This window comes from Agrobacterium sp. BT-220-3, assembly GCF_025910175.1.
GTDB classification, from domain to species: domain Bacteria; phylum Pseudomonadota; class Alphaproteobacteria; order Rhizobiales; family Rhizobiaceae; genus Agrobacterium; species Agrobacterium oryzihabitans.
In genome coordinates, this window is the sequence record NZ_JAPAIX010000003.1 from 87,575 (window position 1) to 112,409 (window position 24,835).

The 24,835-nt window shown below is 59.7% G+C and carries 25 protein-coding genes; 8 read left to right on the forward strand and 17 right to left on the reverse strand.

Annotated elements, in window-relative coordinates; all coding sequences use genetic code 11:
- Positions 1-278: 278 nt before the first annotated feature.
- Complete coding sequence (pncA, locus tag OK142_RS10815; protein WP_003494944.1) at positions 279-905, forward strand: bifunctional nicotinamidase/pyrazinamidase; 627 nt, start codon at positions 279-281, stop codon at positions 903-905.
- 193 nt (positions 906-1,098) lie between these two features.
- Here the strand turns inward: pncA and OK142_RS10820 are convergent, their stop codons facing one another.
- Complete coding sequence (locus OK142_RS10820) at positions 1,099-1,335, reverse strand: DUF2164 domain-containing protein (RefSeq protein ID WP_498682699.1); 237 nt, start codon at positions 1,333-1,335, stop codon at positions 1,099-1,101.
- Positions 1,336-1,485: 150 nt separating this feature from the next.
- Between OK142_RS10820 and OK142_RS10825 the strand changes: the two genes are divergently transcribed.
- Together OK142_RS10825 and OK142_RS10830 are read left to right on the forward strand one after the other, a co-directional pair.
- Complete coding sequence (locus OK142_RS10825; protein ID WP_498682701.1) at positions 1,486-2,205, forward strand: AzlC family ABC transporter permease; 720 nt, start codon at positions 1,486-1,488, stop codon at positions 2,203-2,205.
- Entirely contained in the window at positions 2,202-2,516 is a 315-nt protein-coding gene (locus OK142_RS10830; protein ID WP_003494938.1) for an AzlD family protein, read from the forward strand. The genes OK142_RS10825 and OK142_RS10830 overlap by 4 nt, the downstream gene beginning before the upstream one ends.
- On the opposite strand, the gene OK142_RS10835 is transcribed toward OK142_RS10830, so the two are convergent.
- On the reverse strand, positions 2,513-4,354 hold the full coding sequence (locus OK142_RS10835; RefSeq protein WP_498682703.1) for an aminopeptidase P family protein: 1,842 nt from the start codon (positions 4,352-4,354) through the stop codon (positions 2,513-2,515). The genes OK142_RS10830 and OK142_RS10835 overlap by 4 nt on opposite strands.
- A 293-nt stretch (positions 4,355-4,647) precedes the next feature.
- On the opposite strand from OK142_RS10835, the gene OK142_RS10840 reads away from it, so the two are divergent.
- Complete coding sequence (locus OK142_RS10840) at positions 4,648-4,821, forward strand: hypothetical protein (RefSeq protein WP_003494935.1); 174 nt, start codon at positions 4,648-4,650, stop codon at positions 4,819-4,821.
- 150 nt (positions 4,822-4,971) lie between these two features.
- Here the strand turns inward: OK142_RS10840 and OK142_RS10845 are convergent, their stop codons facing one another.
- The 3 genes from OK142_RS10845 to OK142_RS10855 all read right to left on the reverse strand — a co-directional run bounded on the left by OK142_RS10845 (position 4,972) and on the right by OK142_RS10855 (position 7,090).
- Positions 4,972-5,850 carry a 50S ribosomal protein L11 methyltransferase gene (locus OK142_RS10845; RefSeq protein WP_498682704.1) on the reverse strand — a complete coding sequence of 293 codons (879 nt, stop codon included), beginning with the start codon at positions 5,848-5,850 and terminating at the stop codon, positions 4,972-4,974.
- Between the two features lie 184 nt (positions 5,851-6,034).
- A complete protein-coding gene (gene sco / locus OK142_RS10850) occupies positions 6,035-6,634 on the reverse strand; it encodes a cytochrome oxidase assembly protein Sco (protein ID WP_003494931.1) in 600 nt (199 codons plus the stop codon).
- 141 nt (positions 6,635-6,775) lie between these two features.
- Positions 6,776-7,090: a hypothetical protein gene (locus OK142_RS10855; RefSeq protein WP_498682705.1), complete on the reverse strand. Its 315-nt coding sequence runs from the start codon at positions 7,088-7,090 to the stop codon at positions 6,776-6,778.
- Positions 7,091-7,159: 69 nt separating this feature from the next.
- Here OK142_RS10855 and OK142_RS10860 point away from each other — a divergent pair, with 69 nt between their 5' ends.
- Positions 7,160-7,627: a chemotaxis protein CheW gene (locus tag OK142_RS10860; RefSeq protein ID WP_003522339.1), complete on the forward strand. Its 468-nt coding sequence runs from the start codon at positions 7,160-7,162 to the stop codon at positions 7,625-7,627.
- Between the two features lie 207 nt (positions 7,628-7,834).
- On the opposite strand, the gene OK142_RS10865 is transcribed toward OK142_RS10860, so the two are convergent.
- The 3 genes from OK142_RS10865 to gcvA are packed head-to-tail and all read right to left on the reverse strand — an operon-like array spanning position 7,835 to position 9,927.
- On the reverse strand, positions 7,835-8,326 hold the full coding sequence (locus tag OK142_RS10865; RefSeq protein WP_498682707.1) for a CreA family protein: 492 nt from the start codon (positions 8,324-8,326) through the stop codon (positions 7,835-7,837).
- 46 nt (positions 8,327-8,372) lie between these two features.
- Complete coding sequence (locus tag OK142_RS10870; protein ID WP_137037954.1) at positions 8,373-8,981, reverse strand: 3'-5' exonuclease; 609 nt, start codon at positions 8,979-8,981, stop codon at positions 8,373-8,375.
- A 43-nt stretch (positions 8,982-9,024) separates the two neighbouring features.
- On the reverse strand, positions 9,025-9,927 hold the full coding sequence (gene gcvA, locus OK142_RS10875; protein WP_498682708.1) for a transcriptional regulator GcvA: 903 nt from the start codon (positions 9,925-9,927) through the stop codon (positions 9,025-9,027).
- Between the two features lie 196 nt (positions 9,928-10,123).
- On the opposite strand from gcvA, the gene OK142_RS10880 reads away from it, so the two are divergent.
- Together OK142_RS10880 and OK142_RS10885 are read left to right on the forward strand one after the other, a co-directional pair.
- Entirely contained in the window at positions 10,124-11,056 is a 933-nt protein-coding gene (locus tag OK142_RS10880) for a DMT family transporter (RefSeq protein WP_313608301.1), read from the forward strand.
- Between the two features lie 187 nt (positions 11,057-11,243).
- On the forward strand, positions 11,244-11,774 hold the full coding sequence (locus tag OK142_RS10885; RefSeq protein WP_035242238.1) for a GNAT family N-acetyltransferase: 531 nt from the start codon (positions 11,244-11,246) through the stop codon (positions 11,772-11,774).
- Positions 11,775-11,778: 4 nt separating this feature from the next.
- Here the strand turns inward: OK142_RS10885 and OK142_RS10890 are convergent, their stop codons facing one another.
- On the reverse strand, positions 11,779-12,672 hold the full coding sequence (locus tag OK142_RS10890; RefSeq protein ID WP_498682710.1) for an aminoglycoside phosphotransferase family protein: 894 nt from the start codon (positions 12,670-12,672) through the stop codon (positions 11,779-11,781).
- Between the two features lie 64 nt (positions 12,673-12,736).
- Positions 12,737-14,911, reverse strand: a complete 2,175-nt coding sequence (ligA, locus tag OK142_RS10895; RefSeq protein WP_498682711.1) for an NAD-dependent DNA ligase LigA — start codon at positions 14,909-14,911, stop codon at positions 12,737-12,739.
- A gap of 130 nt (positions 14,912-15,041) precedes the next feature.
- On the opposite strand from ligA, the gene OK142_RS10900 reads away from it, so the two are divergent.
- Positions 15,042-15,656 (forward strand): LysE family translocator, encoded by a 615-nt coding sequence (locus OK142_RS10900; protein WP_137037957.1) that lies wholly within the window; start codon positions 15,042-15,044, stop codon positions 15,654-15,656.
- Here OK142_RS10900 and recN read toward each other — a convergent pair.
- The 7 genes from recN to OK142_RS10935 all read right to left on the reverse strand — a co-directional run bounded on the left by recN (position 15,653) and on the right by OK142_RS10935 (position 24,690).
- A complete protein-coding gene (recN, locus tag OK142_RS10905; RefSeq protein WP_082182640.1) occupies positions 15,653-17,326 on the reverse strand; it encodes a DNA repair protein RecN in 1,674 nt (557 codons plus the stop codon). The two genes, OK142_RS10900 and recN, sit on opposite strands and share 4 nt — an antisense overlap.
- A 15-nt stretch (positions 17,327-17,341) precedes the next feature.
- The gene (locus tag OK142_RS10910; RefSeq protein WP_313611941.1) at positions 17,342-18,208 is read right to left on the reverse strand and encodes an outer membrane protein assembly factor BamD; all 867 of its coding nucleotides are present in this window, start codon (positions 18,206-18,208) and stop codon (positions 17,342-17,344) included.
- Positions 18,209-18,443: 235 nt separating this feature from the next.
- Entirely contained in the window at positions 18,444-19,400 is a 957-nt protein-coding gene (gene lpxC, locus OK142_RS10915) for a UDP-3-O-acyl-N-acetylglucosamine deacetylase (RefSeq protein ID WP_498682713.1), read from the reverse strand.
- Between the two features lie 271 nt (positions 19,401-19,671).
- The gene (gene ftsZ, locus OK142_RS10920; protein WP_082182642.1) at positions 19,672-21,423 is read right to left on the reverse strand and encodes a cell division protein FtsZ; all 1,752 of its coding nucleotides are present in this window, start codon (positions 21,421-21,423) and stop codon (positions 19,672-19,674) included.
- 92 nt (positions 21,424-21,515) lie between these two features.
- Positions 21,516-22,847, reverse strand: coding sequence for a cell division protein FtsA (gene ftsA, locus OK142_RS10925; protein ID WP_003513208.1), 1,332 nt, complete (start codon positions 22,845-22,847; stop codon positions 21,516-21,518).
- Entirely contained in the window at positions 22,844-23,776 is a 933-nt protein-coding gene (locus OK142_RS10930) for a cell division protein FtsQ/DivIB (protein WP_164056496.1), read from the reverse strand. Before OK142_RS10930 ends, ftsA begins: the two co-directional genes overlap by 4 nt.
- Entirely contained in the window at positions 23,764-24,690 is a 927-nt protein-coding gene (locus OK142_RS10935) for a D-alanine--D-alanine ligase (protein ID WP_035242234.1), read from the reverse strand. The genes OK142_RS10930 and OK142_RS10935 overlap by 13 nt, the downstream gene beginning before the upstream one ends.
- Positions 24,691-24,835: the final 145 nt, after the last annotated feature.

Genomic DNA, 24,835 nt, shown 5'->3' on the forward strand with positions numbered 1-24,835 from the left:
TATCGGGCGAAGGCAAAACAATGACTTGCGTGGATAAGGCGTGCATCTGCACCGCCTCGTCCCGGAAAAATGCCCTCAAGGGCGTCATCGGCCTTTAAAGTTTCCGTCGCCGCATCGTCAGGTAAATTCCGACTTGGCCGGAAATTTGCTGCAAATGCGGCAGGAAAACGACGGATACCGCTTTGCCGTAACGCCGTCACGCCGGCACAAACGTTGAAAGAGCACTTGATCCGCCAGTGCCGGCTTGGCATCCTGCCCGCAAATAAGGGAGGAAAATCATGAAGGCGCTGCTGCTCATCGATATCCAGAACGGCTTTTGCCCGGGCGGCAATCTGGCCGTTGCCGAGGGTGACAGGGTCGTGCCGGTCGCCAATGCCCTGATCGACAATGGCGGTTATGACCTGATCGTCGCCTCGCAGGACTGGCACCCGGAAAATCACGGCAGTTTCGCCTCGCAGCATCCCGGCAAGAAACCGTTCGACATGGGCGAACTCTCCGGCAAACCGCAGATGATGTGGCCGGACCATTGCGTGCAGGGCACGCCGGATGCGGAATTCCACCCCGATCTGAAGACAGACGCCTTCGACTACATCCAGCAGAAGGGCGAAAACCCCGCCGTCGACAGCTATTCCGCCTTTCGCGACAATGATCAGGGGGCAACCACCGGCCTTGCCGATTATCTGACCCGCCAGGGCGTAACGCAGCTCGATGTCTGCGGCCTCGCCACCGATTATTGCGTCAGTTTCTCGGTGCTCGATGCGCTCGACATGCTACCCGATGTCAAGGTGCGTTTCATCGAGGATGCGAGCCGCGGCATCGATCCACAGGGCATAAAGGCGTCGATTGCGACCATGCGGGAAAAAGGCGTGGCCATTCTCAGGAGCCGCGACATATTGCGCGACTGAAGCCCGTCACGTTTAATCGAATTCCACCTACACGATCCAAGAATTTCTTGTGACGGCGCATCCCCTCATTCCTGTGCCTGTCACAGGAATCCAGCCGACGCGCGTCTGCGCGACGAGAGGACTCCTTTCACCCCAAGGACTTGGGCTGGCTGGATCCATGTGACAAGCACAGGGATGAGGAAGGGAAGCGCCGTCAGCGCAGCCTCGGCTTCTCCAGCACGTCGATATCGCCCGCCGCATCCTCCAGACGCCTCAGGATCGCGGCATGCGCATCCTTGAGGCCCTGATTGTAAAAGACATATCCAACCTCTTCGGCCAGAAATTCCACGAAGATTTCCGCCTGCAGCAGACCCATCTCGGTTTCCGTTTCCCGGGCAAGATAGTCCTTGATACGCGCGGCCAAGACCACCTTTTCCTGCTTCTCAAGCATTCATCATCCGTCAATTCGTGAGTTGGGCGCCGATGCGCCGGGATGCAGCTAACGTAACGGATGCTTCAAGGGAATCAATCGATCCATTCATGCAATTTGTTTGCCAGCCAGACGGGACGGCGATAGAGCGGCGGCAAGGAGTTCCCAAAAATGTCCAATACAGATTTTCGCGAGGGATTGAAGACCGGCTTTCCGATCGCCCTTTCCGCCGCCCCCTTCGGTGCCTTGTTCGGTGCAGTTGCAGTTGATAACGGCCTAAGCATCGTCGAGGCCACGATCATGAGCGGCACCGTCTATGCTGGCGCCAGCCAGCTTGTCGGCATCGAATTGTTCGGCCAGAAGGTCGCGCCCTGGCTGATCGTCCTGTCGGTCTTCGCCGTCAATTTCCGCCATATCCTCTATTCGGCCGCCATCGCCAGAATGATCACAAACTGGTCTTTCCTGCAGAAAGCGGCGGGCTTCTTCGTGCTGGTGGATCCGCAATTCGCCGAATCGGTCAGGAAATATGAAAATACCGGCACGGTCGGTTTTGCCTGGTATATGGGCTTTGCCACACCGGTCTATGTCCTGTGGCTCGTCATGACGATTGTCGGCGCGTCGCTCGGCAACATGGTCGGCGATCCGAAAGCCATCGGTCTCGATGTGCTGCTGCCGATCTATTTCATGGGTATGGTCCTGAGTTTTCGCCAGCGCGAGAACTTCTACCCGGTGATGCTGGCAAGTGCACTCGGCGCAACGGTCGCCTATCACATCGTCGGCTCGCCCTGGCATGTCAGCCTCGGCGCGCTTGCCGGCATTCTCGTTGCCGTTCTCTACCCGCCGAAACCGAGCGGCGAGGCCAACCCTGAAAGCAAGGTGGAAACGCCATGAGCGATTTTCTGCACGCCGATACACTGATCCTGATCGCGCTCGCCGCCATCGCCACCTATCTTACCCGCATCGGCGGTTATGTTCTGATGACGCGGATGAAATCCATCCCGCCGCGCATGGAGGCGGGACTGAACGCCGTTCCCGTTGCCGTTCTGACCACGCTGGTCGCACCCGCCTTTTTCGAAGGCGGATACGAGGTCAAGGTCAGCATGGTGGCGGCACTTCTGGTCTGCCTGCGTTTCCCCGGCCTGACGATGCTGGCGGTCGGCTGGGCAATCGTCATTGCGATAAGGCACTCGTCGCTGTTTTAAGCCACCCGCGTCAATGGAAGCGTGGCGGCGACGAGCCACGCCTTCACATCCTCGTCTGCGATCAAGGGCGACAGCTTTTCCAGAACGCCGGCGTGATAGGCGTTGAGCCAGTCAAGCTCATCGTCGGTCAGCAGCCCCACCACGATCAGCCTGCGATCAATGGGGCACCAGGTCAGAGTCTCGAAAGAGAACATCGGCTGGTCGCCGCCCGCCACCGCTTCCGCCTCGCGCACATAGATCAAGTTTTCGATGCGAATGCCAAAGGCACCGGGTCGGTAATAACCCGGCTCATTCGACAGGATCATGCCGGGCAGCAGCTCCTGCGTCGAAAGCCTTGCGATACGCTGCGGCCCCTCATGCACCGAAAGATAGGAACCGACACCGTGGCCCGTGCCATGGGCATAATCCGCCCCGGCCTTCCACAGCGCGATGCGCGCCAGCGGATCGAGATCGCAGCCACGCGTACCCTTCGGAAACCGTGCGGCACTGATGGCGATCACGCCCTTCAGCACCAGCGTGAAGAACCGCCGCTGCTCTTCCGGAACATTGCCAATCGCCACGGTACGGGTGATATCCGTGGTGCCGTTGACATATTGCGCGCCGGAATCGACGAGGAACATCTCGCCATCGGCAAGTGTCCGGTCGGTATCGGTGGTGACACGGTAGTGGATAATGGCTGCATGTGCGCCAGCACCCGAAATCGTGTCGAAAGACACGTCTTTCAGCGGGTTTTGCAGCCCCTGCCCCACCTTGGCCCGCGCTGCCTCCAGGGCCTTCACAGCCGCGATTTCGGTGACGCTGCCCGGCTGCTGCTGATCCAGCCAGCAGAGATATTCAACCATGGCCGCACCGTCCTGCACATGGGCGGCAGCAGAGCCGGCAAGCTCCGCTTCGTTCTTGCATGCACGCGGCAGGCGAACGGGATCCGCCTCCTCGATCAACGTGCCGCCCGCCGCCGTGATCGCTCCTGTCAGCGCCACGGGCGCCAGATCGGCATCCACCATGATGCGGCCCTTGGCACTGGCAATGGCGTGCAGACGATCAGCGATCTTCGACGGCGGCAATTGTGTTGCCAGCTGCGCCAGATAAGCCTCTGCCTCGATACCGGTCTTGCGCTTGTCGAGAAAAATATCCGCCTTGCCATCCGCATAGATGATGGCGCGGGCAAGCGGATGTGGCGTGTGCGGCACATCATTGCCGCGAATATTGAAAATCCATGCAATGGATGAAGGATCGGTCACCAGCAGGGCATCCGCGCCCTTGGCCGATACCGTCTCCGCCAGCGAGGCGATCTTGTCCTTCGCCAGCTTGCCGGTGAAGGCCTCCGGCTGGATGACGACGGGTTCCAGCGGTTCGGAAGGGCGATCCTGCCACAGGGCGTCGAGAGGGTTGCTTTCGAGCAGGACGACCGAGCCGCCCTTGGCCGCAACAGCCTTTTCCAGCCGCTTCAATTCAGCTCCGGTATGCAGCCAGGGATCGATGCCCAGCCGAAAGCCCCCGGTCGCGTGCTCGGACAACCAGACAGGGGGCGGCGCACCGACCAGATCACCGCCGCTGAACACCGATTGGTCAACCTGCGACTTGAGCTGCGTGGTATACCGGCCATCGACGAACACCACCGCCTCTGCGCGCGTTATCAGCGCGATACCGGCAGAACCGGTAAATCCGGTCAGCCATGACAGGCGCTCGGAGGATTCCGGTACATATTCTCCCTGATATTCATCAGCGCGCGGCACCAGGAAACCGTCGATGCCGAGGGAGTCGAAACCGGCGCGCAGCGCCTCGACGCGGGCCTTGCCGAATTGCGGCGCGGATTTGTTTTCGAAGGTCTGGAACATGGGCGTCTTTCGGGAACTGTCATGAGGAAAGCTGTTCGGTCACGCCGGCAAATCATTGGCGCGCAAGGACAATGCCATGCGGGCAAACCCGGTTTCAAGCCATATATGACAGAACCGATTGCGGTGATAAATTGTGCATATTTTGCGATTTAAGTAATACTGGAAACAGAGAGCAATGCATTAATCGCATACCTACCCTGAGGCATTCCCTCTAACTAAACAAAAACACATCGCTTATCTTCAGATCAACACAGCGAGAGAAACACTCTCCTGGCAAACAAGGATTTGAAGCAATGGCAAAGTCTTTCCTCCGCAACGCCTTCGATCGCGTCGTTGAAGCACGCGAGCGTCAGGTCAGCCGTCACGTCAACGCCGCACTTTTGAACCTCGACGACAAGTCGCTCGAAGCGCTCGGCATGAACCGCGCCGATCTGCGTCGCAAGGCGAAGTCCAGCTACGTATTCTGATCACGTCGGGCGCGGCGATCCTCCCTCCACCGCGTCTCACCAGGAATACGTCGACCTGCTTGAGCAACTTTCCTCCCATGTGCTCGCGGGTTTCCAGGCGGCGCGAAAGCGCCGCCTTTTCTTTTGCCTGAAAGGAATATTGCCGCTGGTTCAGTCTTTGCGCAGATGCAGCGTGACCCAGCCGTTGCGCCAGATGGTGCGGACATGGGAAAGCCGGGCGCCATTATAGGCGGAAAGCACCTTCCAGCGCTGTGACGCCAAAATGCCGGACAGGATGACGGTGCCGCCGGGTGCCAGATGCGTGACGAGCTGCGGCGCCATCTTGATGAGCGGCCGCGCCAGAATATTGGCGATGATGAGATCGAACGGGCCGTGCTTGCGGAAAGCGTCCGAGTGGAAGCCCGGCGCGGTCTCCAGCGCCATCCCGGAGACGATGCCGTTCAGCCGCACATTCTCCTTCGCCACCTTGACGGCGATGGGGTCGATATCCGTCGCAAGTACGGGAATGGGACGCATCTTGCGCACCGCAATTGCCAGAACGCCGCTGCCGGTGCCGAGATCAAGCGCATTGCGCACGGTCCGCGCCCGCAGAACCTCCTCGATCATCTCAAGGCAACCCGCCGTCGTGCCGTGATGACCGGTGCCGAAAGCCTGTCCCGCCTCGATCTCTATTGCCAGATCGTTCGCCCGCACCTTGTCCCGATCATGCGCCCCATGAACGATGAAGCGTCCTGCCCGCACCGGCTTCAGCCCCTCGAGCGACTTGGCGATCCAGTCCACATCCGGAACGATCTCCTTCTCGATGACGAGACCGGGAAAGGCCGGAGCAAGCAGGGCGCTGACGCGCTCGCGATATTCGTCTTCCTGCTCGGCCATGAGGTAAACCGAGGCTTCCCATATGTCGCGCTTTTCATCCACCTCGGTGGTGGCGATCGCGATATCCTCCTCGCCGAAATAGTCCGACATGAGATCGAGGATTTCACCGGCCTTAATTTCGGTCGTGGTGACATAAAGTCGGATTTCACTCACGGCAGGCTGCCTTCTCTGGCTAGAGCATGCCTCCCAAAAATGTGCAGCGGTTTTGGGAAGAAGGCATGCGTCGAAACAAAAATTAAAGCGTGCCGCATGGCGACGCGCTTTAATGGTCCTGTGCTTGCCTTTGCCACAAAAGCTGCGCCAGTCCAATAAGCCTGGCGCAATTATGCCGCCTCTATCAGCCCTTCAGAAGATTCTGGAGCTTCTGCTCGGCGACTTCGGGGTTTTCGCCATAAGCGATGGTGCCGGAAAACCGGCCATTGGCGTCGAGCAGGATGACGGACGCGGTGTGATCCATGGTGTAGTCGCCATTCGGATCCTTCTCGTCCACCGGCACCTTCTTGGCATAGATGCGGTAGCCCTTCAGCGTTTCGGCAATCTTGTCGGCCGGGCCGGTGATGCCGGTGATGCGCTTCGAAACGTTGGAAACATATTGCTGCATGATCTCAGGCGTATCGCGTTCTGGATCAACGGAGACGAAATAGGCCTGCAGCTTGTCGCCGGCCGGGTCCACCTTCTCCATCCAGCCGTTCAGCTCAAACAGCGTTGTCGGGCAGACTTCCGGGCAATGGGTGAAACCGAAAAACAGCGCGGTCGGTTTGCCCTGAAAGGCCTTTTCGGTGATTGGCTGGCCGTTTTGCGCCGTGAGTTCAAACGGCACGCCATAGGCCGTTTCAATCATTTCCTCACGGGTCTTCGTCATCTCGATCGTCAACCAGCTGACGACACCGGCAAGAACGATCACCACGGCCCACAATACGATGCGAATATTTCTCATTGTCCAATCCTACCCCGAAAGGCCGGCTGGATATTGCGGGCCTTGTCGTCTGATAACGAACGGCAGCGGCGACCGCAAATCAACTGGGCGTTTTTGCGCCTACCGCGCTGATTTGTCACAAAGCCTGGAATGCGAAGAGGCTTACAGGCACCAGGCAATTCCGCTTTGCACGGTGGAGAGGAAAATATCCGTGCTGTGGCGCACCCAGCCATCGAAGGCAAGAAGCACGACGGCAAGCGAAGCCGCAACGGCAAGACTTGCCAGAATAAACTTCAGCGGATTGGAAACGAGCGCGTTCATGTCTCCATCATAACCTTTTTGCGCGGGCGCGAAAACCGCCAAAATACCGGGTTTTGCAGGTTGGAGCGCGGCAATTGTTAGGGAAAGTTTAAAATCTTGCTGTGCATTATGACCATAGCGGTTTTCAAAGCCCCGACATGATGTCTCCCGGTTCATTCCGGCCACCGCATAAAGCTCAATTCATGCAGAGGCCTGGCTCAGAGCCACCAGAGGAAACCTGCCGTCATGTCCAACGCCATCAAGCAATCCGGCGCATATCTCGAAATCGTTTCCTTCCATCTGGGCGATCAGGAATTCTGCATCGACATCATGGCGATCCGCGAAATTCGCGGCTGGGCGCCGGTCACCCCGATGCCGCACACGCCGCCCTATGTTCTCGGTCTCATCAACCTGCGCGGCGCCGTCATTCCCGTCATCGACATGGCCGGCCGCCTCGGCATGAAAATGACCGAGCCTTCCGAACGCTCCGCCATCATCGTCACCGATATCGGCGGCAAGCTGGTCGGACTTCTGGTGGAACAGGTCTCCGACATGATGACCATCCGCTCCGAGGACTTGCAGCCCGCGCCCGATATCATCCCGGAAGAACAGCGCAGCTTCTGCCGCGGCATCGTTGCGCTGGAAAAGAGCATGGTCTGCTTCCTCAACCTCGATACGGTCATCGCCGACGAGCTGGCGCGCGAAGCGGCCTGATCGGGCCGGGCTACCGTTTACGTCAGCGCCGTATAAGCGGCGGGATGTTCAATTTGGCAGTCCCGTTTCAGTAAAGCTCCGTCACCCCGGACTTGATCCGGGGTCCAGTGCGATCAAGTCCTTGATCGCGTAAGACTCTTCACGGCGCAGGCGCGCCGTGACTGGATGCCGGATCAAGTCCGGCATGACGGTTGAGGGTCGGCAACCTCATGGCTTGCCCTTCTCCCACGTCACCTGCTGATTATAAAGCGGCACCGTCGAGATCGCCATCTTGGCCGAACCATCGGTGAGTTCCCGCGCATGGACGAGATAGATCAGCGTGTCATTCGCCTTGTCGTAAACGCGGCTGACGACGAGCTTCTTCCAGACCAGCGACATGCCCTGCCGGAAAACCTCTTCCCCACCCTTGGAGAGATCGATGTCGCCGATTTCGACCGGTCCCGTCTGGCTGCAGGAAATGGCATTGTTCGAAGGGTCTTCGAACCAGTTGCCGTTTTTCAGCCGATCAATGACGCCGCGCGAAAAATAGGTGACATGGCAGGTCACGCCCTTGATCTTGGGATCGGCGATCGCCTCGATGACGATATCATTGCCGATCCAGTCGACGCCAACCTCACCGACGACCTGCGAATGCGCCGCTGTCACCGGAAGCAACGCCAGAAAGCCCGCAAACAAACCCGAGAGAGTTTTCATCGTCATCGCATCTTCTCCGTTACGCTGCTTCAAACATAAGTGCGGGGAAGAGTTACGCAACCCGGGAGACGACGCGTTTTTTCATGCTGCAGGGCTGATAGCCGCTGGATGTGAGACGGCCGGCGACCATGCCGATCTTTTCCGGCAGGTCACGGATATGGGAAACACGCAGCGCCTTCGCCGCCGCAATTGAAGCCGCCGCGCAGACGACGGCATCTTCGGCGGCATTGTGGTGCACGAAACGCAACTGGAGATGATGGGCGATCACATTCAGCTTGTGCGATTCCAGCTGCGGCCAGACATGGCGGGCGATCTTGACGCTGCACAGATAGGAAAGGTCAGGATAGGACTGCCGGTATTTGTCGAAGGAGGCGCGCATGACGCTGAAATCGAAGGCGGCATTGTGGGCGATCATCGTGGCGCCCTGAAAATCGTCGATGAACTCCTCCATCACATCAGGGAATTCCGGCGCGTCCTCGACATCGGCAGGCCGAATCCCATGCACGGCGATGTTGAAGGGCGAAAACCGCATATCCTTCGGCCGGATGAGCCGTTCCTCGACGCGAACGATCTCACCGTCTTCTATCCACGCAAGTCCGACGGAGCAGGCGCTGCCCCTTTCCTCATTGGCGGTCTCAAAATCGATGGCGATAGTTTTCAAAAGTGATTCCCGTTGTTTCATTCCGGCATAAACCGGATTGGCGTCAAAGAGAACCGACTTCGCCCGAACCTGCTTCCGAAAGCATCCAGTCCATGAGCGTCACGAGATCGGGATTATCCAGCATTCGTCGTGGGTAGACGAGGAAGTAGGCAAGCGTGCTGGCAATATCCGTGCCGAAGGGTGCAATCAGCGCGCCCTCGGCAAGCTCACGGGAAACAAGCGAGCGCCGTGTCAGGGCGACACCATGTCCGGCCTTGGCCGCATCCAGCGCGCCATTGCTGTCGATAAACACGGTGCCACCAGAAGCGTCGACCTCTCTCGCCCCCGCCGTTTCGAGCCAGCGCCGCCATTCGTTACGGTTTTCGTCGTGCAGCAGGGGAACGGATTGCAGATCGCCCGCCACCCGAAGCGGCCCGTATTTTTCAAAAAGCTGCGGCGAGCAGACGGGCAAGGTGCTGTCATCTATGAAGCGGATGCTCTCCAGCCCCTCATATCGGCCGAAACCATGCCGCACGGCCAGATCGACATCGTCCCTTGAAAAATCCACCAGCCGGTTGGTGACGCTGATGCGGACATCCACATGCGGGTGTCGCTGCTGGAAACCGGGCAGCCTCGGCATCAGCCATTGCACGGCAAATGTCGGCGTGCAGCTCAGCGTCAACACCGTAATCTCGGATCGCGCCGTCAGTTCCGCCGTCGCCTCGCGCATCATCCGGAATGCGGTGCGAAGGGAGCCGTAATAACGCTCGCCCTCACGCGTCAGCTGGATGCTGCGTGGTTTGCGGACAAACAGCTGTACGCCAAGCCGGGCTTCGAGCTCCCTGATCTGCAGGCTGACCGCGCCGGGGGTGACATTCAACTCGTTGGAAGCAAGCGTGACGCTGCGATATCGCGCGGCAGCTTCGAAGGCCTGCAATCCTTTCAGGGACGGAAGCTCCATTGCCATGATTTAGCTCAGCTCAATTATCTGACGAGAAACTATCGTTTGAAAACACCATAAAACGGGGAGTAAATAGAAGCAACAGGACGCGAAGCGACCGGAAACCGCGAATATCCAATTGAGGTGAACTCAACCCATATCGGGTGGATGGCGGCGATCCGATCTGCAAAAATGTCAGAATTCATGCCCTTGGGAGACGAAGATGGCGATACAGAAACAGATGGATGCCGGCGAATGGGGGATGCTCGTCGCGCTCTCGCTCCTGTGGGGCGGATCGTTCTTTTTCATCGGCATCGCCGTCAAGGAACTGCCGCCCGTCACCATCGTCACGCTGCGCGTCAGCATGGCGGCCGTGGCGCTTCTTATCGTCTGCCGCATCATGGGTCTTCACCTGCCGCGCCAATGGGCCGTATGGCGCGCCTTTTTCGGCATGGGGCTGCTCAACAACATCATTCCCTTCTGCCTGATCGTCTGGGGCCAGACCCATATTGCCAGCGGGCTGGCCTCGATCCTCAATGCGACGACGCCGCTCTTTACCGTCATCGTCGCCCATTTTCTGACCGCCGACGAGAAGATGACCGGTAACAAGCTGGCCGGCGTTCTCATCGGTTTTGTCGGTGTGGCCACCATGATCGGCCCGGCAGCCTTCGGCGGCGCGGCCTCCAGTCTTTGGGGTCAGATCGCCATTCTCGGCGCGGCCATCTCCTATTCCTTCGCGGGCATATTCGGCCGCCGCTTCAAGGCCATGGGCGTGCCGCCGCTGATGACCGCCACCGGCCAGATATCCTCTTCGACGCTGATGCTGATCCCGGCTGCTCTCCTCATCGACAAGCCATGGACGCTTGCCATGCCGAGCCTTGGCACCTGGGGGGCGCTCATCGGCATCGCCCTGCTGTCGACGGCACTCGCCTATCTCATCTTCTTCCGCATTCTCGCCACAGCCGGCGCCACCAACCTCGCGCTCGTCACTTTCCTCATCCCCGTCAGCGCCATCCTGCTCGGTTCGCTCATTCTCGGCGAACAGCTGGAAATCAAGCATTTCGCAGGCATGGCGATGATCGCGGCCGGCCTTGCGGCAATCGACGGCAGGCTGCCGGCAAAACTAAGAGATTTCCTGCGCAAGGCACCCGCTTGACAGTGACAGATCGTAAAAGCATTCTCCCCTTCATGATCGCTATCAAGACGACAACCACCCGCCACATGACGATTACCGGTCAACCGGCAGGGAGAGGCATGTCCGCGCACTGAGCGATCAACATCCACCCCTGCCGATAAGAGCAGGGGTGTCACGCCTGCTCCGAACGCGCCACAAGGAGACAGGCATGAACATGAAACCAGCGGATATTACAAACAAGCCATTTGATCTGAAGGACGTTGTCCTGCGCGCGACCCGGCTTGAAGACGTCGAAGCCTTGACCGAAATGCTCAACCTGCCCGGCGTCCGGCACGGTACCCTTCGGCAACCTTTTCAGACGGTTGAAAAGACGAGAAAATCAATAGAGAACCGAGCTCCCACCGATATTGCCATCGTCGCGGACTGGCATGGGAAACTCATCGGAAACGCCGGATTATACCGCAGAGCCGGCCGACAGTACCATGTCGCCGATCTTGCGATGTCCGTTCACGACGATTTCGCCGGAAAGGGTGTTGGTTCAAGGCTTCTGGCGGCGCTCATCGATGCGGCCGACAATTGGCACGACATCCGCCGCATCGAACTGAACGTCTTCACCGACAACCCCGCCGCCATACGGCTTTATGAGAAATTCGGTTTCGAACGTGAAGGCACCTTGCGCAACGATGCGTATCGCGACGGCAAATATGTCGACGCCTATGTGATGGCGCGTCTGCGTTGATGTTTCAGGCAGATAGATGATCCGCAAACACCTCCCGAATGGTCCGGCGCGACCATTCGGCCATTTGTTCGTTGCGGCCGCGCTGCGCTTCAAGCGTGATCAGCGCCTTCCACAGCGCCCAGCCACGTCCGCGCTGCCAGGTGGCATCATCCAGATCCAGTGCCCGGCGAAACACGGCTCGGCTTTCCGTATCGAGCACATTCCATGCGAGAATGAGATCGGAAGACGGGTCGCCAACGCCGGAGCTGCCGAAATCGATGACCGCTGAAAGGCGGCCATCTTTGACGAGCAGATTGCCCTCTGCAATATCGCCATGCACCCAGACGCCCGGCCTCTGCCAGCGGCTGGAAAGGGCAAGCTGCCATATCTCCATGGCCAGCGCGCGATCGATCTCATCGTCAAGACGCGCCGCCGCCGCCCTCGCCTCGCCGTCATAGACTGCAAGCGACCCGCCGCGGTGGAAATTGTGCTCACCCGCAAGCGGGCCATCGGAGGCATCGATGCCATGCAGGACTTTCAAAAACGCCGCCACATCAACGGCTATGGTTGGAAGATCGATATGCCCGAGATGCTGGGCGAGAGGCTCGCCTTCAAGCCAGCCATAGACTGACCAGCAAAACGGATAATCCTCTCCGGGCTTGCCGAGCGCCAGTGGCTCCGGGATCGGAAGAGGCAAAAGAGGCGCAAGTTCCGGTAGCCACCGGTGCTCCTTCTCCACCTGCGCCACATAACGCTCAGCGCTTGGCAGGCGAACGAGCATATCCTCACCGAGGCGGAAGCTGCGATTATCCCAGCCGCTCAGTTCTACCGGCCTGACATCGAGCGCCGCCCATTGCGGAAACTGGCCTGCGATCAGCGCTCGAACCTGCTGCGTAGAGATGACGATGCGATCATCCATGTCCCGTTCCCCGTTTCAGGATGAGACCAGTAGCGGTGCAGAACAACGCGGCGATGACGGTGCCTCAGCCGCCGATCAGCGCCAGCCACTCGTCCTCGTCCATGGTCTGCACACCCAGCTCCGCCGCCTTGGCAAGCTTTGAACCTGCCCCCGGCCCGGCTACCAGAATATCCGTCTTCTTCGATACGGAACCGGCCACCTTGGCGCCCAGACTTTCCGCGCGAGCCTTCGCCTCGTCACGCGTGAATTTTTCGAGCGAGCCGGTGAATACCACCGTCTTGCCGGCCACTGGGCTGCCTTCCGTCGAGGGCTTCTCGGCCTCCTTCGGCTGCAACTCCCGTATCAACCGGTCGATGACATCGAGATTGCGCGGCTCCTTGTAGAATTCGATGATGGCGCGGGCCACGACCTCGCCGATGCCATCGATGCTGTTGAGCTCGGCCCAGGCATCGCTCGCCGGATCGGCGGCCGCCTTCATGGCCTCCTCGAAATGCTCATAGGTGCCGTAGGAGCGCGCCAGAAGCTTCGCCGTGGTTTCGCCCACATGACGAATGCCGAGCGCGAAGATCAGCCGGTGAAGATCGATCTCGCGGCGGGCATCGATGGCATCGAACAGTTTCTTGACGCTGACCTTGCCGAAACCGTCGATATTTTCGAGCTTGGTAAGATGAGACGCCTCCTGCCGCGCCTTCAGCGTGAAGATATCAGGCGCGGTCTTGATCGACAGTGCGGGATCCTCACTCTCGAAGAAGAAGTCGATCTGCTTGGTGCCCAACCCTTCTATGTCAAAGGCATTGCGCGAGACGAAATGTTTCAGATGCTCCACCGCCTGCGCCCGGCAGACGAAACCGCCGGTGCAGCGCGTGACCGAATCGAGTTTGCCGGTCTTCTCATTGCGCTCCCGCACCGCATGGCTGCCACAAACCGGACACTTCTCCGGAAACGCATACTTCACCGCCTCGGCCGGGCGCTTCTCCAGAAGCACATCCAGCACCTGCGGAATGACATCACCTGCACGCTGCACGATGACGGTATCGCCGATGCGGATGTCATGATCTTCAGGACGGATGCGCTCGCCGCTATTGCCTATACCCTCGATGTAATCGGCATTATGCAACGTCGCATTGGTGACGACGACACCGCCGACGGTGATCGGCGTCAGACGCGCAACCGGCGTCAGCGCGCCGGTGCGCCCTACCTGGATTTCAATATTCTCGACCGTGGTGAAGGCCTGTTCGGCCGGAAACTTGTGCGCGGTGGCCCAGCGCGGGCTGCGCGAACGGAAGCCAAGCCGTTCCTGAAGGTCCAGCCGGTCGACCTTGTAGACCACACCGTCGATATCGTAATCGAGGTCGGGTCGCGCAACGCCGATTTCATTATAATGTTCAAGCAATTGCTCGGCCGAAGTGAATCGCTTCATCAGCGGATTGACCGGAAAACCCCAGTCCCGGAACTTCTCGACTATGCCATATTGTGTGTCGGCAATCCGCGCCGGCTGGCCGCCATTCGAGACTTCGCCGAGCGCATAGGCGAAGAACCGCAGCTTGCGTTTCGCCGTCACATTGGCGTCAAGCTGGCGTAGCGAACCGGAGGCCGTGTTGCGCGGGTTCACATAGGTCTGCTTGCCGTCGGCCTCCATCTGCGCATTGAGCGCCATGAAGTCGCTCTTGGCCATATAGACCTCACCGCGCACCTCCACCACATCGGGCGCATCGGCAGGCAGTTCGTTCGGAATTTCCTTGATGGTCTTGATATTGGCGGTGACATTCTCGCCCGTCGTGCCGTCGCCACGCGTCGCGGCCGTCTTCAGCTTGCCCTTCTCGTAGCGGATGGACATGGAAAGGCCGTCGATCTTCGGCTCGGCGGTAAAAGCGATGGAATCATCCGGCAGATGTCCGAGGAAGCGATAGACGGAGCTGACGAAATCCCGCAGATCTTCTTCGGAAAACGTATTGTCGAGCGAGAGCATTGGCCGCGCATGCACGATCGGCGCAAAGGTCGGAAGCGGTGTGAAGCCGACTTTCTTCGACGGGCTGTCGGCCCGCACCAGCGCCGGAAACGCCGCCTCGATGGCATCGTTGCGCCGCTTCAGCGCATCATAGTCCGCGTCCGAAATCTCCGGCGCATCCTTGCCATGGTAGAGCGCATCATGGCGAGCAAGCTCGGCCGCCAGAAACGCAAGTTCGGAAGAGGCCTCAAGCTCGGTCAGGTTTTCGACGGGTGTCTGGTCTTTCGACATGGAAGAAGCCTCACGGATGAATCTGCAATGCTTTTAGCGAATTATTGGCAAACACAAAACCATCCTCGCTTTTCAACAGGGGGGAATCCGCTATTCTGAACATCCGGATGAAACGGATGCCGGAGCCCCCATGGAACTCACCACCCTCATTGCCTTTGCAGCAGCCTTCTTCGTGTTCGCGGCCAGCCCCGGACCAGACAATATGACCATCGTCGCCCGCACCATCACCCATGGCGCCGCCTCCGGCCTCGCCTATGGGGCCGGGACTGTCGCTGGGATCTTGATTTTCCTCACACTTGCAGCCTTCGGCCTGTCCATCCTCGCCGCCGAAATGGGGACGGTTATGGCGGTGCTACGCTATGGCGGCGCGGCCTATCTGATCTGGATGGGCTTTAAGCTCTGGACAGCGGAACCTGTCGTTCCCGATCTGCAACCCATGAATGGCGGCCGTAGTCTCATCTCGATATTCGCGACCGGAACCGCACTTAACCTCGGCAATCCAAAGATGCCGCTCTTTTACGTGGCATTGCTGCCAAACGTCGTCGGCGCTTCGCTGACCGTCGATCACCTTCTGGCGCTGGCGTCCGTCATCGTCGCGGTGGAGGCGATTGTTATCGGCGGTCATGTTGTTCTTGCCGTGCGGGCAAGAAAGCTGCTGCGGGAGCCGAGAATCGTCCGCAGGGTGAACCGGGCAGCTGGCGGGGTCATGATCGGCTCCGGCGTGGCGGTGGCCGTCAGCCGTTAATCCTTGGCGGCAAGCAGGCGGGCGGCCGCAGCCCTCGCCTCATCGGTCACCGAAGCGCCGGCAAGCATGCGGGCGATTTCTTCCGTGCGGTGGTTTGGCTCCATCGTCGCCACGCGTGTGGCGATACGCTCGCTTCCGTCGCCGGAAGGACCCTTGGAAATGAGGAGATGCGTCGCCGCCCGCGCGGCCACCTGCGGCGCGTGGGTGACTGACAGAACCTGCACGGTCTTCGACAGGCGACGCAGCCGCTGGCCGATGGCATCCGCCACAGCCCCGCCGACGCCCGTGTCGATTTCGTCGAAAACCAGCGTCGGTGCGGAACCGCGATCCGCCAGCGCCACTTTCAGCGCCAAGAGGAAACGGGACAGTTCGCCGCCCGAGGCAACCTTCATAATCGGGCCGGGACGCGTTCCCGGATTGGTCTGGACGTGAAATTCGACAATGTCGATACCATCAGCCGTCGCCTGCTCCGGATCGGAGCTGACTTCGACGGTGAAGCGTGCCCGCTCCAGCTTGAGCGCCGGAAGCTCGGCCATGACAGCCTCGGAAAGTGCATTTGCCGCATGGCGTCGCTTTTCGGAAAGCGACTTCGCCTCACGGTCAAAATCGGCTTTCACGACGCCGAGATTGGCTTCGAGTTTGCCGAGCTTTTCCTCGCCCGCATCGAGATCTGCAAGATCCGCGACCATTTTTTCCGCAAGCGCCGGCAGATCAGGCACCGGGACATTATATTTGCGTCCGGCGGCGCGCAGCGCAAACAGCCGCTCCTCCACCCGTTCCAGCTCACGCGGATCGAACTCGGTGCGGCGCAGCGCCGCCTCCACTTCCATCTGCGCGTTGGAAAGACTGTCGAGCGCGGCATCCAGCAATTGCACGGTGTCTTCCAGCAATCCCGGTGCCTCGTGGCTCTTGCGCTCCAGACGCCGCATCATCGAAGCAATCATCGGCACAGGCGAAGCGTTGCCGTTCAGGAACTCGCTTGCTTCGGCGATATCGCCAGCAATACGTTCGGATTTCTGCATGATCGCCCGGCGGTCGGCAAGCTCGTCCTCCTCGCCGTCACGTGGCGAAAGCACTTCAAGCTCTTCGACGGAGGAACGCAGATAATCAGCCTCGCGGGCAGCAGCCTCCACCTTGGCGCGGTGGGTCTTCAACGCCCGCTCGGCGTCCTTCCATGTCCGGTAGAAACCCTGCACGGCACGGGCATCGTCGCTGAGCCCGGCAAAGGCATCCAGCAGCGTGCGGTGCGCATCGGTATCGACAAGGGCGCGATCATCATGCTGCCCGTGAATTTCGACCAGCAATTGCCCGAGCTGGCGCATCATCTGCACGCTGATGGCCTGATCGTTGATATAGGCCTTGGTCCGCCCGTCGGCGGATTGCACGCGGCGGAAGATCAGGTCGCCATCATCATCGAGACCGTTTTCACGCAGGAGAAGCCGCGTGGGATGACTGTTCGGGACTTCGAAAGTGGCGGTAACCTGCCCCTTCTCCTCCCCATGGCGCACCAGGCCGCCATCGCCGCGGCCACCGAGTGCGAGTGACAGGCTGTCGAGCAGAATGGATTTGCCCGCGCCGGTCTCACCCGTCAACACGGAAAGGCCCGCCTCAAAGCCGAGGTCGAGCCTTTCAATCAGAACGATATCGCGTATCGAGAGCTGGACCAGCATGGCCTATGCCCTGTCTCAGGCGCCGATAAGCTTCTTGCCGGCACGCGAAATCCAGGACCCCTTGTTTTCACGCGGCTCCAGCCCGCCGCCCTTCAGCAGCTTGTAGGAATCCGCATACCATTGGCTGTCGGGATAGTTGTTACCGAGAACGGCGGCCGCAGTCTGCGCCTCGTCGGAAAGACCCATTGCGTAATAGGCTTCCGTCAGACGCGCCAGCGCTTCTTCGATCTGGTTGGTGTTCTGGTACTGCTCGACGACGATGCGGAAACGCGAGACGGCGGCGAGATATTCCTTGCGCTCAAGATAATAACGACCGACCTGCATTTCGCGGCCGGCGAGCTGGTCGCGCGCGAAACGGATCTTGGCCTGCGCGTCGGCGACATATTCCGAATCAGGATAGTCGTTGACCACCTTGTTCATCGCCTCGACCGTGCGCTGCGCGGCGCGCTGGTCCTGCGTTACGTCGGAAATCTGCTTCGAATAGGCAAGACCGATCATGTACTGAACGTAGGCAGCATCCTTGGAGCGCGGATATTGGCGCAGGAAGCGGCTGCCCGATGCGATGGCCACGTCGTTCTTGCTGGTGCGCGTGGCGATGAAAGTCTGCATCACCAGAGCCTTCTGGCCCCATTCGGTAAAGGGATATTGCTTGTCGATCGCCTCGAACTTGCGTGAGGCTTCGGTCATGTTGCCGGCGTTCATGTTGGCAAGCCCCTGCTTGTACAGAACGTCAGGCGGATCGGTCTCAACGCCGAGCTTGGTAATGTCGATATCCGGATCGGACTGGCAGGCCGTGACGGCGACACTCGCACCGACCAACATCAACGAAACGGCGATCCCCCGCATCGTACCCTTCATTGCACCAGACCCTACATGCTTCATTCGACAGTTCCCACTTCCCGCGCAAATACATAAGCATCGGCTTTGCACTGGCGTTTCTAGCCATAAAAGCATCCGCAGGGCAACGCAATGATGACGCATTAACGCATTTTTATGGCATCCGCCCGCGCAATCGCATGAATATCAGGCGATATTGGGAAACATCTCGCCCGCATTACGAAAAAGCCGCCCCGAAGCGGAGCGGCTTTTCCTGTCAATCAATAGCCTGCAAACAAACTCAGGCCGACCAGGGGGCAAATTCCGGCATGTTGACCGGAACGAATTCGCGGGCACGTACCTGATTGCGGGCGGCCGGAGCCTCGACGATCTCATAGGCCGTGCGGTCGCTCAGGAGAGCCTTCAGCGCGTTCGCATTGACCTTGTGGCCGCCGCGATAGGAGCGGTAGCAGCCGATGAACTGTGCGCCGGCAAGCGCCAGGTCGCCCACGGCGTCCAGCGTCTTGTGGCGGACGAATTCATCCTTGGCGTAACGCAGGCCTTCCATGTTGATGACGCTGTTGTCGTCGGAAATGACAACCGAATTTTCAAGCGAGGAGCCGAGTGCATAACCGGCGGCCCACAGGCGCTCCACGTCACGCATGAAACCGAAGGTACGGGCGCGCGAAAGCTCGTTCTTGAACGTATCCGCCGTCAGGTCGCCCTTCCAGGACTGCTTGCCGATCAGCGGCGTGTCGAAATCGATATCGACCTCGAACCGCGTGCCGTCATAGGGACGGAACTCTGCCCAGGATGCACCCGAATCAATGCGAACCGGCTTGATGACGCGAATATAGCGGCGCTTTGCACCGAGATTCTTGATGCCGGCCGATTCGATCGCCTCAATGAAAGGTGCGGAGCTGCCATCCATGATCGGCGCTTCCGGACCGTCAACTTCAACGACGAGGTTATCGAGGCCCATGGCGTAGATGGCGGCCATGACGTGCTCGATCGTTGCCACTGACTGGGATAGCGAACGGCCGAGCACGGTGCACAGGTCGGTATTGCCGACATTGGCAGACACCGCCTTCAACTCGGTTACACTGCCATTCTCGTGAAGGCGATGGAACACGATGCCCGTTCCGGCTTCTGCAGGCTGGAAGGTCATCGAAACCGGATTGCCGGAATGCACGCCAATGCCCTTGAGCTGAACAGCATTTGCGATAGTCGTTTGAAATCCGAGCAGTCCGATAGTCATGCGTATGTGCCTTGTTTTGCAAACCGCGCCGCTTCATGAAGCGCCGTTCAAGTTTTTCAAGCCGGTTTTAAGGACCGGCAAAGTCAATGTTTTCCTCTACCCAGCCTCATACATACGCACATGTACGTGCCACGACAAATCACTGTTCGTTTCGGATTGTTACACGCGTAAATCATTGAAAACGTGAATTAATTTACTGTTAATAACGCAAAATAAACAAAACGCCCGGATCGTGTGATCCGGGCGTTTCAGGAGGCGTGTGGAATCGCTCTTAGTTGGACTGGCGGCGCAGGAAGGCCGGGATTTCCAGCTGGTCGTCGTCGTGGTGGCTGGCCGAAGAAGGCGTCGCACGACCGTGATCGTCAAGCTGGCCACGACGCGGTGCGTAGAGGCTGGCTTCCGGCGAAAGCGGGGCGCGGCGCTGCTGCGGTGCCATGCTCGGCGCATCCATCATGTCGGAGGGAACTTCTTCCTCTTCGCGGCGACCAAGCGAGTTGGTGATGCGCTTCAGAAGACCCATCGGGCCACGCTCTTCCTGGGCAGCAGGAGCGGCGTGGGTGCGGTGGTCCAGCTCGGCCTTGACGACCGGCGGGAAGTCTTCGACCTTCGGCATGCGCACAGGCTCGGGCTGGCGGGCAACCGGGGCGGGTTCCTGGTAGACAGGAGCCTGCGGCTGCTGCAGGCGCGGAGCCGGAGCGGCAACCTGTTCCGGGGCATGGTAGACCGGTGCCTGAGCAACCGGAGCCGGAGCGGCCTGCTGAACCGGCTGGGCCGGACGGAGAACCGGTGCTTCAGCCGGGGACGATGCGAACAGCTTGCTCTGCGGACGGAAATCCTGAGCCGGCTGCTGGTGTGCCGCGAAACCGAGTTCACGTTCCATTTCGGCTTCCGCCGAACGGATGGTCTGGGCGATCTGGTCTACGGTCTTGGGTGCCTGCGATGCTGTCTGGGCAGGCTGAACTGCGGCCGGAGCCGAAGCAACGGCCGCGGAAGGACGGATAAGCGGCTTGGCGGCAGCAGCGCGCATTTCGGCAACGTTCTGTTCGCCGATACCCGCAACGCGGTCGATGCCGGTGGCAACGACGGAGACGCGGATGAGACCTTCCAGAGCCTCGTCGAAGGTTGCGCCGAGGATGATGTTCGCATCCGGATCGACTTCTTCGCGGATACGGGTTGCAGCCTCGTCGACTTCGAACAGGGTAAGGTCGCGACCGCCGGTGATGGAGATCAGCAGGCCCTGTGCACCCTTCATCGAGGTTTCGTCGAGCAGCGGGTTGGCGATGGCCGCTTCCGCAGCCTGCATCGCACGGCCCGGACCGGAAGCTTCGCCGGTACCCATCATTGCACGGCCCATTTCACGCATGACCGAGCGAACGTCGGCGAAGTCGAGGTTGATGAGACCTTCCTTCACCATCAGATCGGTAATGCAGGCAACGCCGGAATAGAGAACCTGGTCAGCCATGGCGAAGGCGTCGGCAAAGGTCGTCTTGTCATTGGCAATGCGGAAGAGGTTCTGGTTCGGAATGACGATCAGCGTATCGACGGACTTCTGCAGTTCCTCGATGCCCTGTTCGGCAAGACGCATGCGGCGGCCGCCTTCGAAGTGGAAAGGCTTGGTGACGACGCCGACCGTCAGGATGCCCTTGTTGCGGGCCGCCTGCGCGACAACGGGTGCTGCACCCGTGCCGGTGCCGCCGCCCATGCCGGCGGTGACGAAGCACATGTGAGTACCGTTCAGGTGATCGATGATCTCATCGATGCATTCTTCAGCGGCGGCGCGGCCGACTTCCGGCTGGGAACCGGCACCGAGACCCTCGGTGACGTTGACGCCGAGCTGGATGACCCGGTCTGCCTTCGTCATGGTCAGTGCCTGCGCATCCGTGTTGGCGACGACGAAATCGACGCCCTGGAGGCCGGCCGTGATCATGTTGTTGACAGCGTTACCACCGCCACCGCCGACACCGAAAACGGTGATGCGTGGCTTCAACTCGGTGATATCAGGCTTTTGCAGCTGTATCGTCATTTTACCATTCCTTCTTTCTCTGGCCGCATCGCCCCGCTGGCCGATTCTTGAAAACTCAACTCTGAAACCTCCGGCTTACGCCACAAGGCCACTCAAAAACTCTCTTTCAGCCATTGCCCTACCCGGGCTATCCGGCCGCTACCCGTACCAAACGGCGAGAACATTCCGCCTTGCGCCGCATGAATTTCGATATCCGCCACCTGCGGATAGATCATCAGTCCGCAGGCGGTTGAAAACGCCGGTCCCTTCGCCGCAACCGGAAGACCCGCAACCCCCATGGGGCGGCCGATACGAACGTTGCGGGCAAGAATGCGCCGTGCCGTTTCCGGCAGCCCCGTCAGCTGGCTTGCGCCGCCGGTCAGGACAACACGCTTGCCGACGATGGGGCTGAAGCCGGACTTCTGGATACGATCACGGATCAATTCCAGCGTCTCTTCGATACGCGCCCGCACGATGCGGGTTACAAGTGCTCTTGAAACTTGCGATGGTTGATCGCGATCATCTTCGCCAATCGGCGGGATCGAAATCATGTCGCGCTCATCCGCGCCATTCAGCAAAGCCGAACCATGCACCACCTTCAGTCTCTCCGCATCTTCGATTCGTGTCGAGAGGCCACGTGCAAGATCTGTCGTAACGTGATGGCCGCCAAGGCCGATCGCGTCGGTGTGAATGAGACGGCCTTCGGCGAAAACCGAAATCGTCGTGGTGCCGCCGCCCATGTCGATGGCCGCACAGCCAAGTTCGACCTCGTCATCCACCAGCGCCGCAAGACCGCTGGCATAAGGCGTCGCCACCATGCCTTCGACCGAAAGATGCGCGCGGTTAACGCAAAGTTCGAGGTTCTTCAGCGCCGTGCGCTCGACCGTCACGACATGCATGTCGACGCCGAGAAGGTCGCCATACATCGACAGCGGATCGCGGATACCGCGCTCGCCATCCAGCGAATAGCCCGTCGGCAGCGAATGCAGGATCGCCCGATCCTGACGCATGGACTGCTGGCTTGCCGCCACCAGAACCTTGCGCAGATCGCTTGCTTCCACTTCCTGGCCGCCGAGATCGATGCTCGCAGTATAGATGTCGCTCGCCAGTCTTCCTGCCGAAACATTGACGATCAGGCTGTCGACGGTAAGCCCCGCCATGCGTTCGGCCGCATCGACCGAAAGACGGATAACGCCTTCCAGCGCGTCCAGATCGGCGATCACACCGGATTTCACGCCGCGCGAACGCTGGTGGCCAATACCGATGATTTCGACCTTGTGGGTGCGGCCGGGCAAGATTTCGCTTTCCTGGCGCGGCGTCAGCCGTCCGATCATGCAGACGACCTTGGTCGAACCGATGTCCAGCACCGAAACGATATGGCTGCGCTTGGAGGAAAGCGGCTTCAGACGAGGCAGGCCGAAATGGGAAGAACCAAAAAAGCTCATGTGTTCTTCTCCGCTTTCTTGAGTGCCTTCGTGCGTGCATCTACCGCGGTCTGGCGACGGGCTGTCGCGCCTTCGGTCAACTGGATCGTCGTGCGATCCGCCAGCCGCAGATCGACGGCGGCGACATCACGGGACAGGACTTTTTCCTCGAGATCGAGCCGCGCCAGCAATTGCAGCGCCTGCGGCAGGTTTTCTTCCGGCAGCTTGACGACGATGCCGTTATCGAGATGCAGATCCCAGCGGCGCCCGGCAATGCGCACATAGGCGCGGACACGGGTGCGGATTTCCGGCCAGTCGGCCAGCTGCTGAACAAAGCCGGCAGCGCCCGTTTCCGCATCACGTCCGACGAAAAGCGGCAGGGCGGCGAATTTATTGTCGCGTAGCGGCGCAATCACGCTGCCGCTTTTTTCGATCAGCGAAAGTTCCGAACCGTGCTGCCAGATACCGAAGGCCTCACGCTCCTTCAGCCGGACTTCCACGGTCTTGGGGTACACCTTGCGGATATCGACATCTTCCACCCAGGGAAGCTGGACGAGCTTGCGACGCGCCGCATCGATATCGAGCGCAATCAGCGAGGTGCTGCCGTCGAGGCCGAGAAGCTGGAAGACTTCGATTTCGGAAGTCTGCAAATTGCCGGAAACCTTGACGTCTTCAACGGCAAAACCAGCGGCCGATGTTGTGGTCTGGGTAACGATATTGGTGTGTCCACCGAGCGACATGCCGTAAAGCCCGGTCACCGCGTAGAAGGCGACGGCAGAAATGGTGCCGGTATGGGCCGGAATGTGAATGCGCCCGGTCGCCAGGCTGACGCAGAAGCGCACGACGCGACGCATCGGACGCGGCAGCACCCTGCGATCGTCGGCATTGGCCGCCGCCGCATATTGCTCGCGCTTTTTTGCCGTCGACTTTTTGCCGATCACCGCAAACACGAAGCGTCCTCCACCATCCAGCTGACAAGGTTACCAAAGGAGCGGCCAGCATGTGCCGCCATTTCCGGCACCAGGGAGGTCGGCGTCATGCCCGGCTGCGTATTCACTTCAAGCCAGATAACTTCGCCATCTTCTGAGAAGCGGTCGTCGTAACGAAAGTCTGAACGGCTTACGCCACGGCACCCGATCGCCTGATGTGCCATAACCGCCAGTGTTTGAATTTTTTGGTAAATTTTCGGTGAAATTTCTGCCGGAATGACATGCTTTGAGCCACCGGCAGCGTATTTAGCGTCATAATCATAGAAATTGTGACCGAGCGGCACCACTTCCGTGACGCCAAGCGCCTCGCCGTCAAGCACACCGCAGGTCAGTTCGCGGCCATGAATATAGCGCTCGACCATCACCTGATCGCCGTAACGCCATTCCGACGAGGTAAGAATCTGCGGCGGATGCGACTGGTCTTCCTTGACGATGACAACACCGAAACTCGAACCTTCGCGCACCGGCTTCACCACATAGGGAGGCGAAAGCGGATGCTCGCTGGTGAAATCGAAACGGTTCATGACGCGCTCGACGGCAACCGGAACACCGGCAGCCGCGGCCACTTTCTTCGCCTGCGCCTTGTCCATGGCGAGCGCCGAAGCAAGCACGCCGGAATGGGTATAGGGAATGGCAAGATATTCGAGAATGCCCTGAATGGTGCCATCTTCACCGAAAGGCCCATGCAGGGCATTGAAGGCGACGTCGGGACGCAATTCATCGAGCACGGCGGCGACATCGCGGCCCACGTCGACACGGGTAACCTTGTACCCCTCACCCTCAAGGGCGAGCGCGCAAGCGTTCCCCGACGACAGACTAACCGGCCGCTCCGAAGAAAACCCACCCATAAGAACAGCTACGTGCTTGCCGCTCATCGATACCTCTGACACCAACTCTCCGTTACAAACCACGCCCAGACCGACCGAATTTACGAACGGTGATTCTGGCACATGATCCTTGAGATCAGTTAAACGCCATTAAGGTTAATGAATCGTTTACTTTCGTTAACCGCCGCGCCCA

Coding starts and splice junctions, on each gene's coding strand:
- ftsA (WP_003513208.1), bottom strand. CDS start 22,847: ATGAGCTTTTTTGGTTCTTCCCATTTCGGCCTGCCTCGTCTGAAGCCG.
- OK142_RS10860 (WP_003522339.1), top strand. CDS start 7,160: ATGTCCAACGCCATCAAGCAATCCGGCGCATATCTCGAAATCGTTTCC.
- sco (WP_003494931.1), bottom strand. CDS start 6,634: ATGAGAAATATTCGCATCGTATTGTGGGCCGTGGTGATCGTTCTTGCC.
- OK142_RS10890 (WP_498682710.1), bottom strand. CDS start 12,672: ATGGATGATCGCATCGTCATCTCTACGCAGCAGGTTCGAGCGCTGATC.
- OK142_RS10865 (WP_498682707.1), bottom strand. CDS start 8,326: ATGACGATGAAAACTCTCTCGGGTTTGTTTGCGGGCTTTCTGGCGTTG.
- OK142_RS10830 (WP_003494938.1), top strand. CDS start 2,202: ATGAGCGATTTTCTGCACGCCGATACACTGATCCTGATCGCGCTCGCC.
- OK142_RS10900 (WP_137037957.1), top strand. CDS start 15,042: ATGGAACTCACCACCCTCATTGCCTTTGCAGCAGCCTTCTTCGTGTTC.
- OK142_RS10880 (WP_313608301.1), top strand. CDS start 10,124: ATGGCGATACAGAAACAGATGGATGCCGGCGAATGGGGGATGCTCGTC.
- OK142_RS10840 (WP_003494935.1), top strand. CDS start 4,648: ATGGCAAAGTCTTTCCTCCGCAACGCCTTCGATCGCGTCGTTGAAGCA.
- OK142_RS10885 (WP_035242238.1), top strand. CDS start 11,244: ATGAACATGAAACCAGCGGATATTACAAACAAGCCATTTGATCTGAAG.
- OK142_RS10935 (WP_035242234.1), bottom strand. CDS start 24,690: ATGAGCGGCAAGCACGTAGCTGTTCTTATGGGTGGGTTTTCTTCGGAG.
- OK142_RS10835 (WP_498682703.1), bottom strand. CDS start 4,354: ATGTTCCAGACCTTCGAAAACAAATCCGCGCCGCAATTCGGCAAGGCC.
- ftsZ (WP_082182642.1), bottom strand. CDS start 21,423: ATGACGATACAGCTGCAAAAGCCTGATATCACCGAGTTGAAGCCACGC.
- gcvA (WP_498682708.1), bottom strand. CDS start 9,927: ATGGCAATGGAGCTTCCGTCCCTGAAAGGATTGCAGGCCTTCGAAGCT.
- OK142_RS10855 (WP_498682705.1), bottom strand. CDS start 7,090: ATGAACCGGGAGACATCATGTCGGGGCTTTGAAAACCGCTATGGTCAT.
- OK142_RS10825 (WP_498682701.1), top strand. CDS start 1,486: ATGTCCAATACAGATTTTCGCGAGGGATTGAAGACCGGCTTTCCGATC.
- ligA (WP_498682711.1), bottom strand. CDS start 14,911: ATGTCGAAAGACCAGACACCCGTCGAAAACCTGACCGAGCTTGAGGCC.
- OK142_RS10910 (WP_313611941.1), bottom strand. CDS start 18,208: ATGAAGCATGTAGGGTCTGGTGCAATGAAGGGTACGATGCGGGGGATC.
- lpxC (WP_498682713.1), bottom strand. CDS start 19,400: ATGACTATCGGACTGCTCGGATTTCAAACGACTATCGCAAATGCTGTT.
- recN (WP_082182640.1), bottom strand. CDS start 17,326: ATGCTGGTCCAGCTCTCGATACGCGATATCGTTCTGATTGAAAGGCTC.
- OK142_RS10820 (WP_498682699.1), bottom strand. CDS start 1,335: ATGCTTGAGAAGCAGGAAAAGGTGGTCTTGGCCGCGCGTATCAAGGAC.
- pncA (WP_003494944.1), top strand. CDS start 279: ATGAAGGCGCTGCTGCTCATCGATATCCAGAACGGCTTTTGCCCGGGC.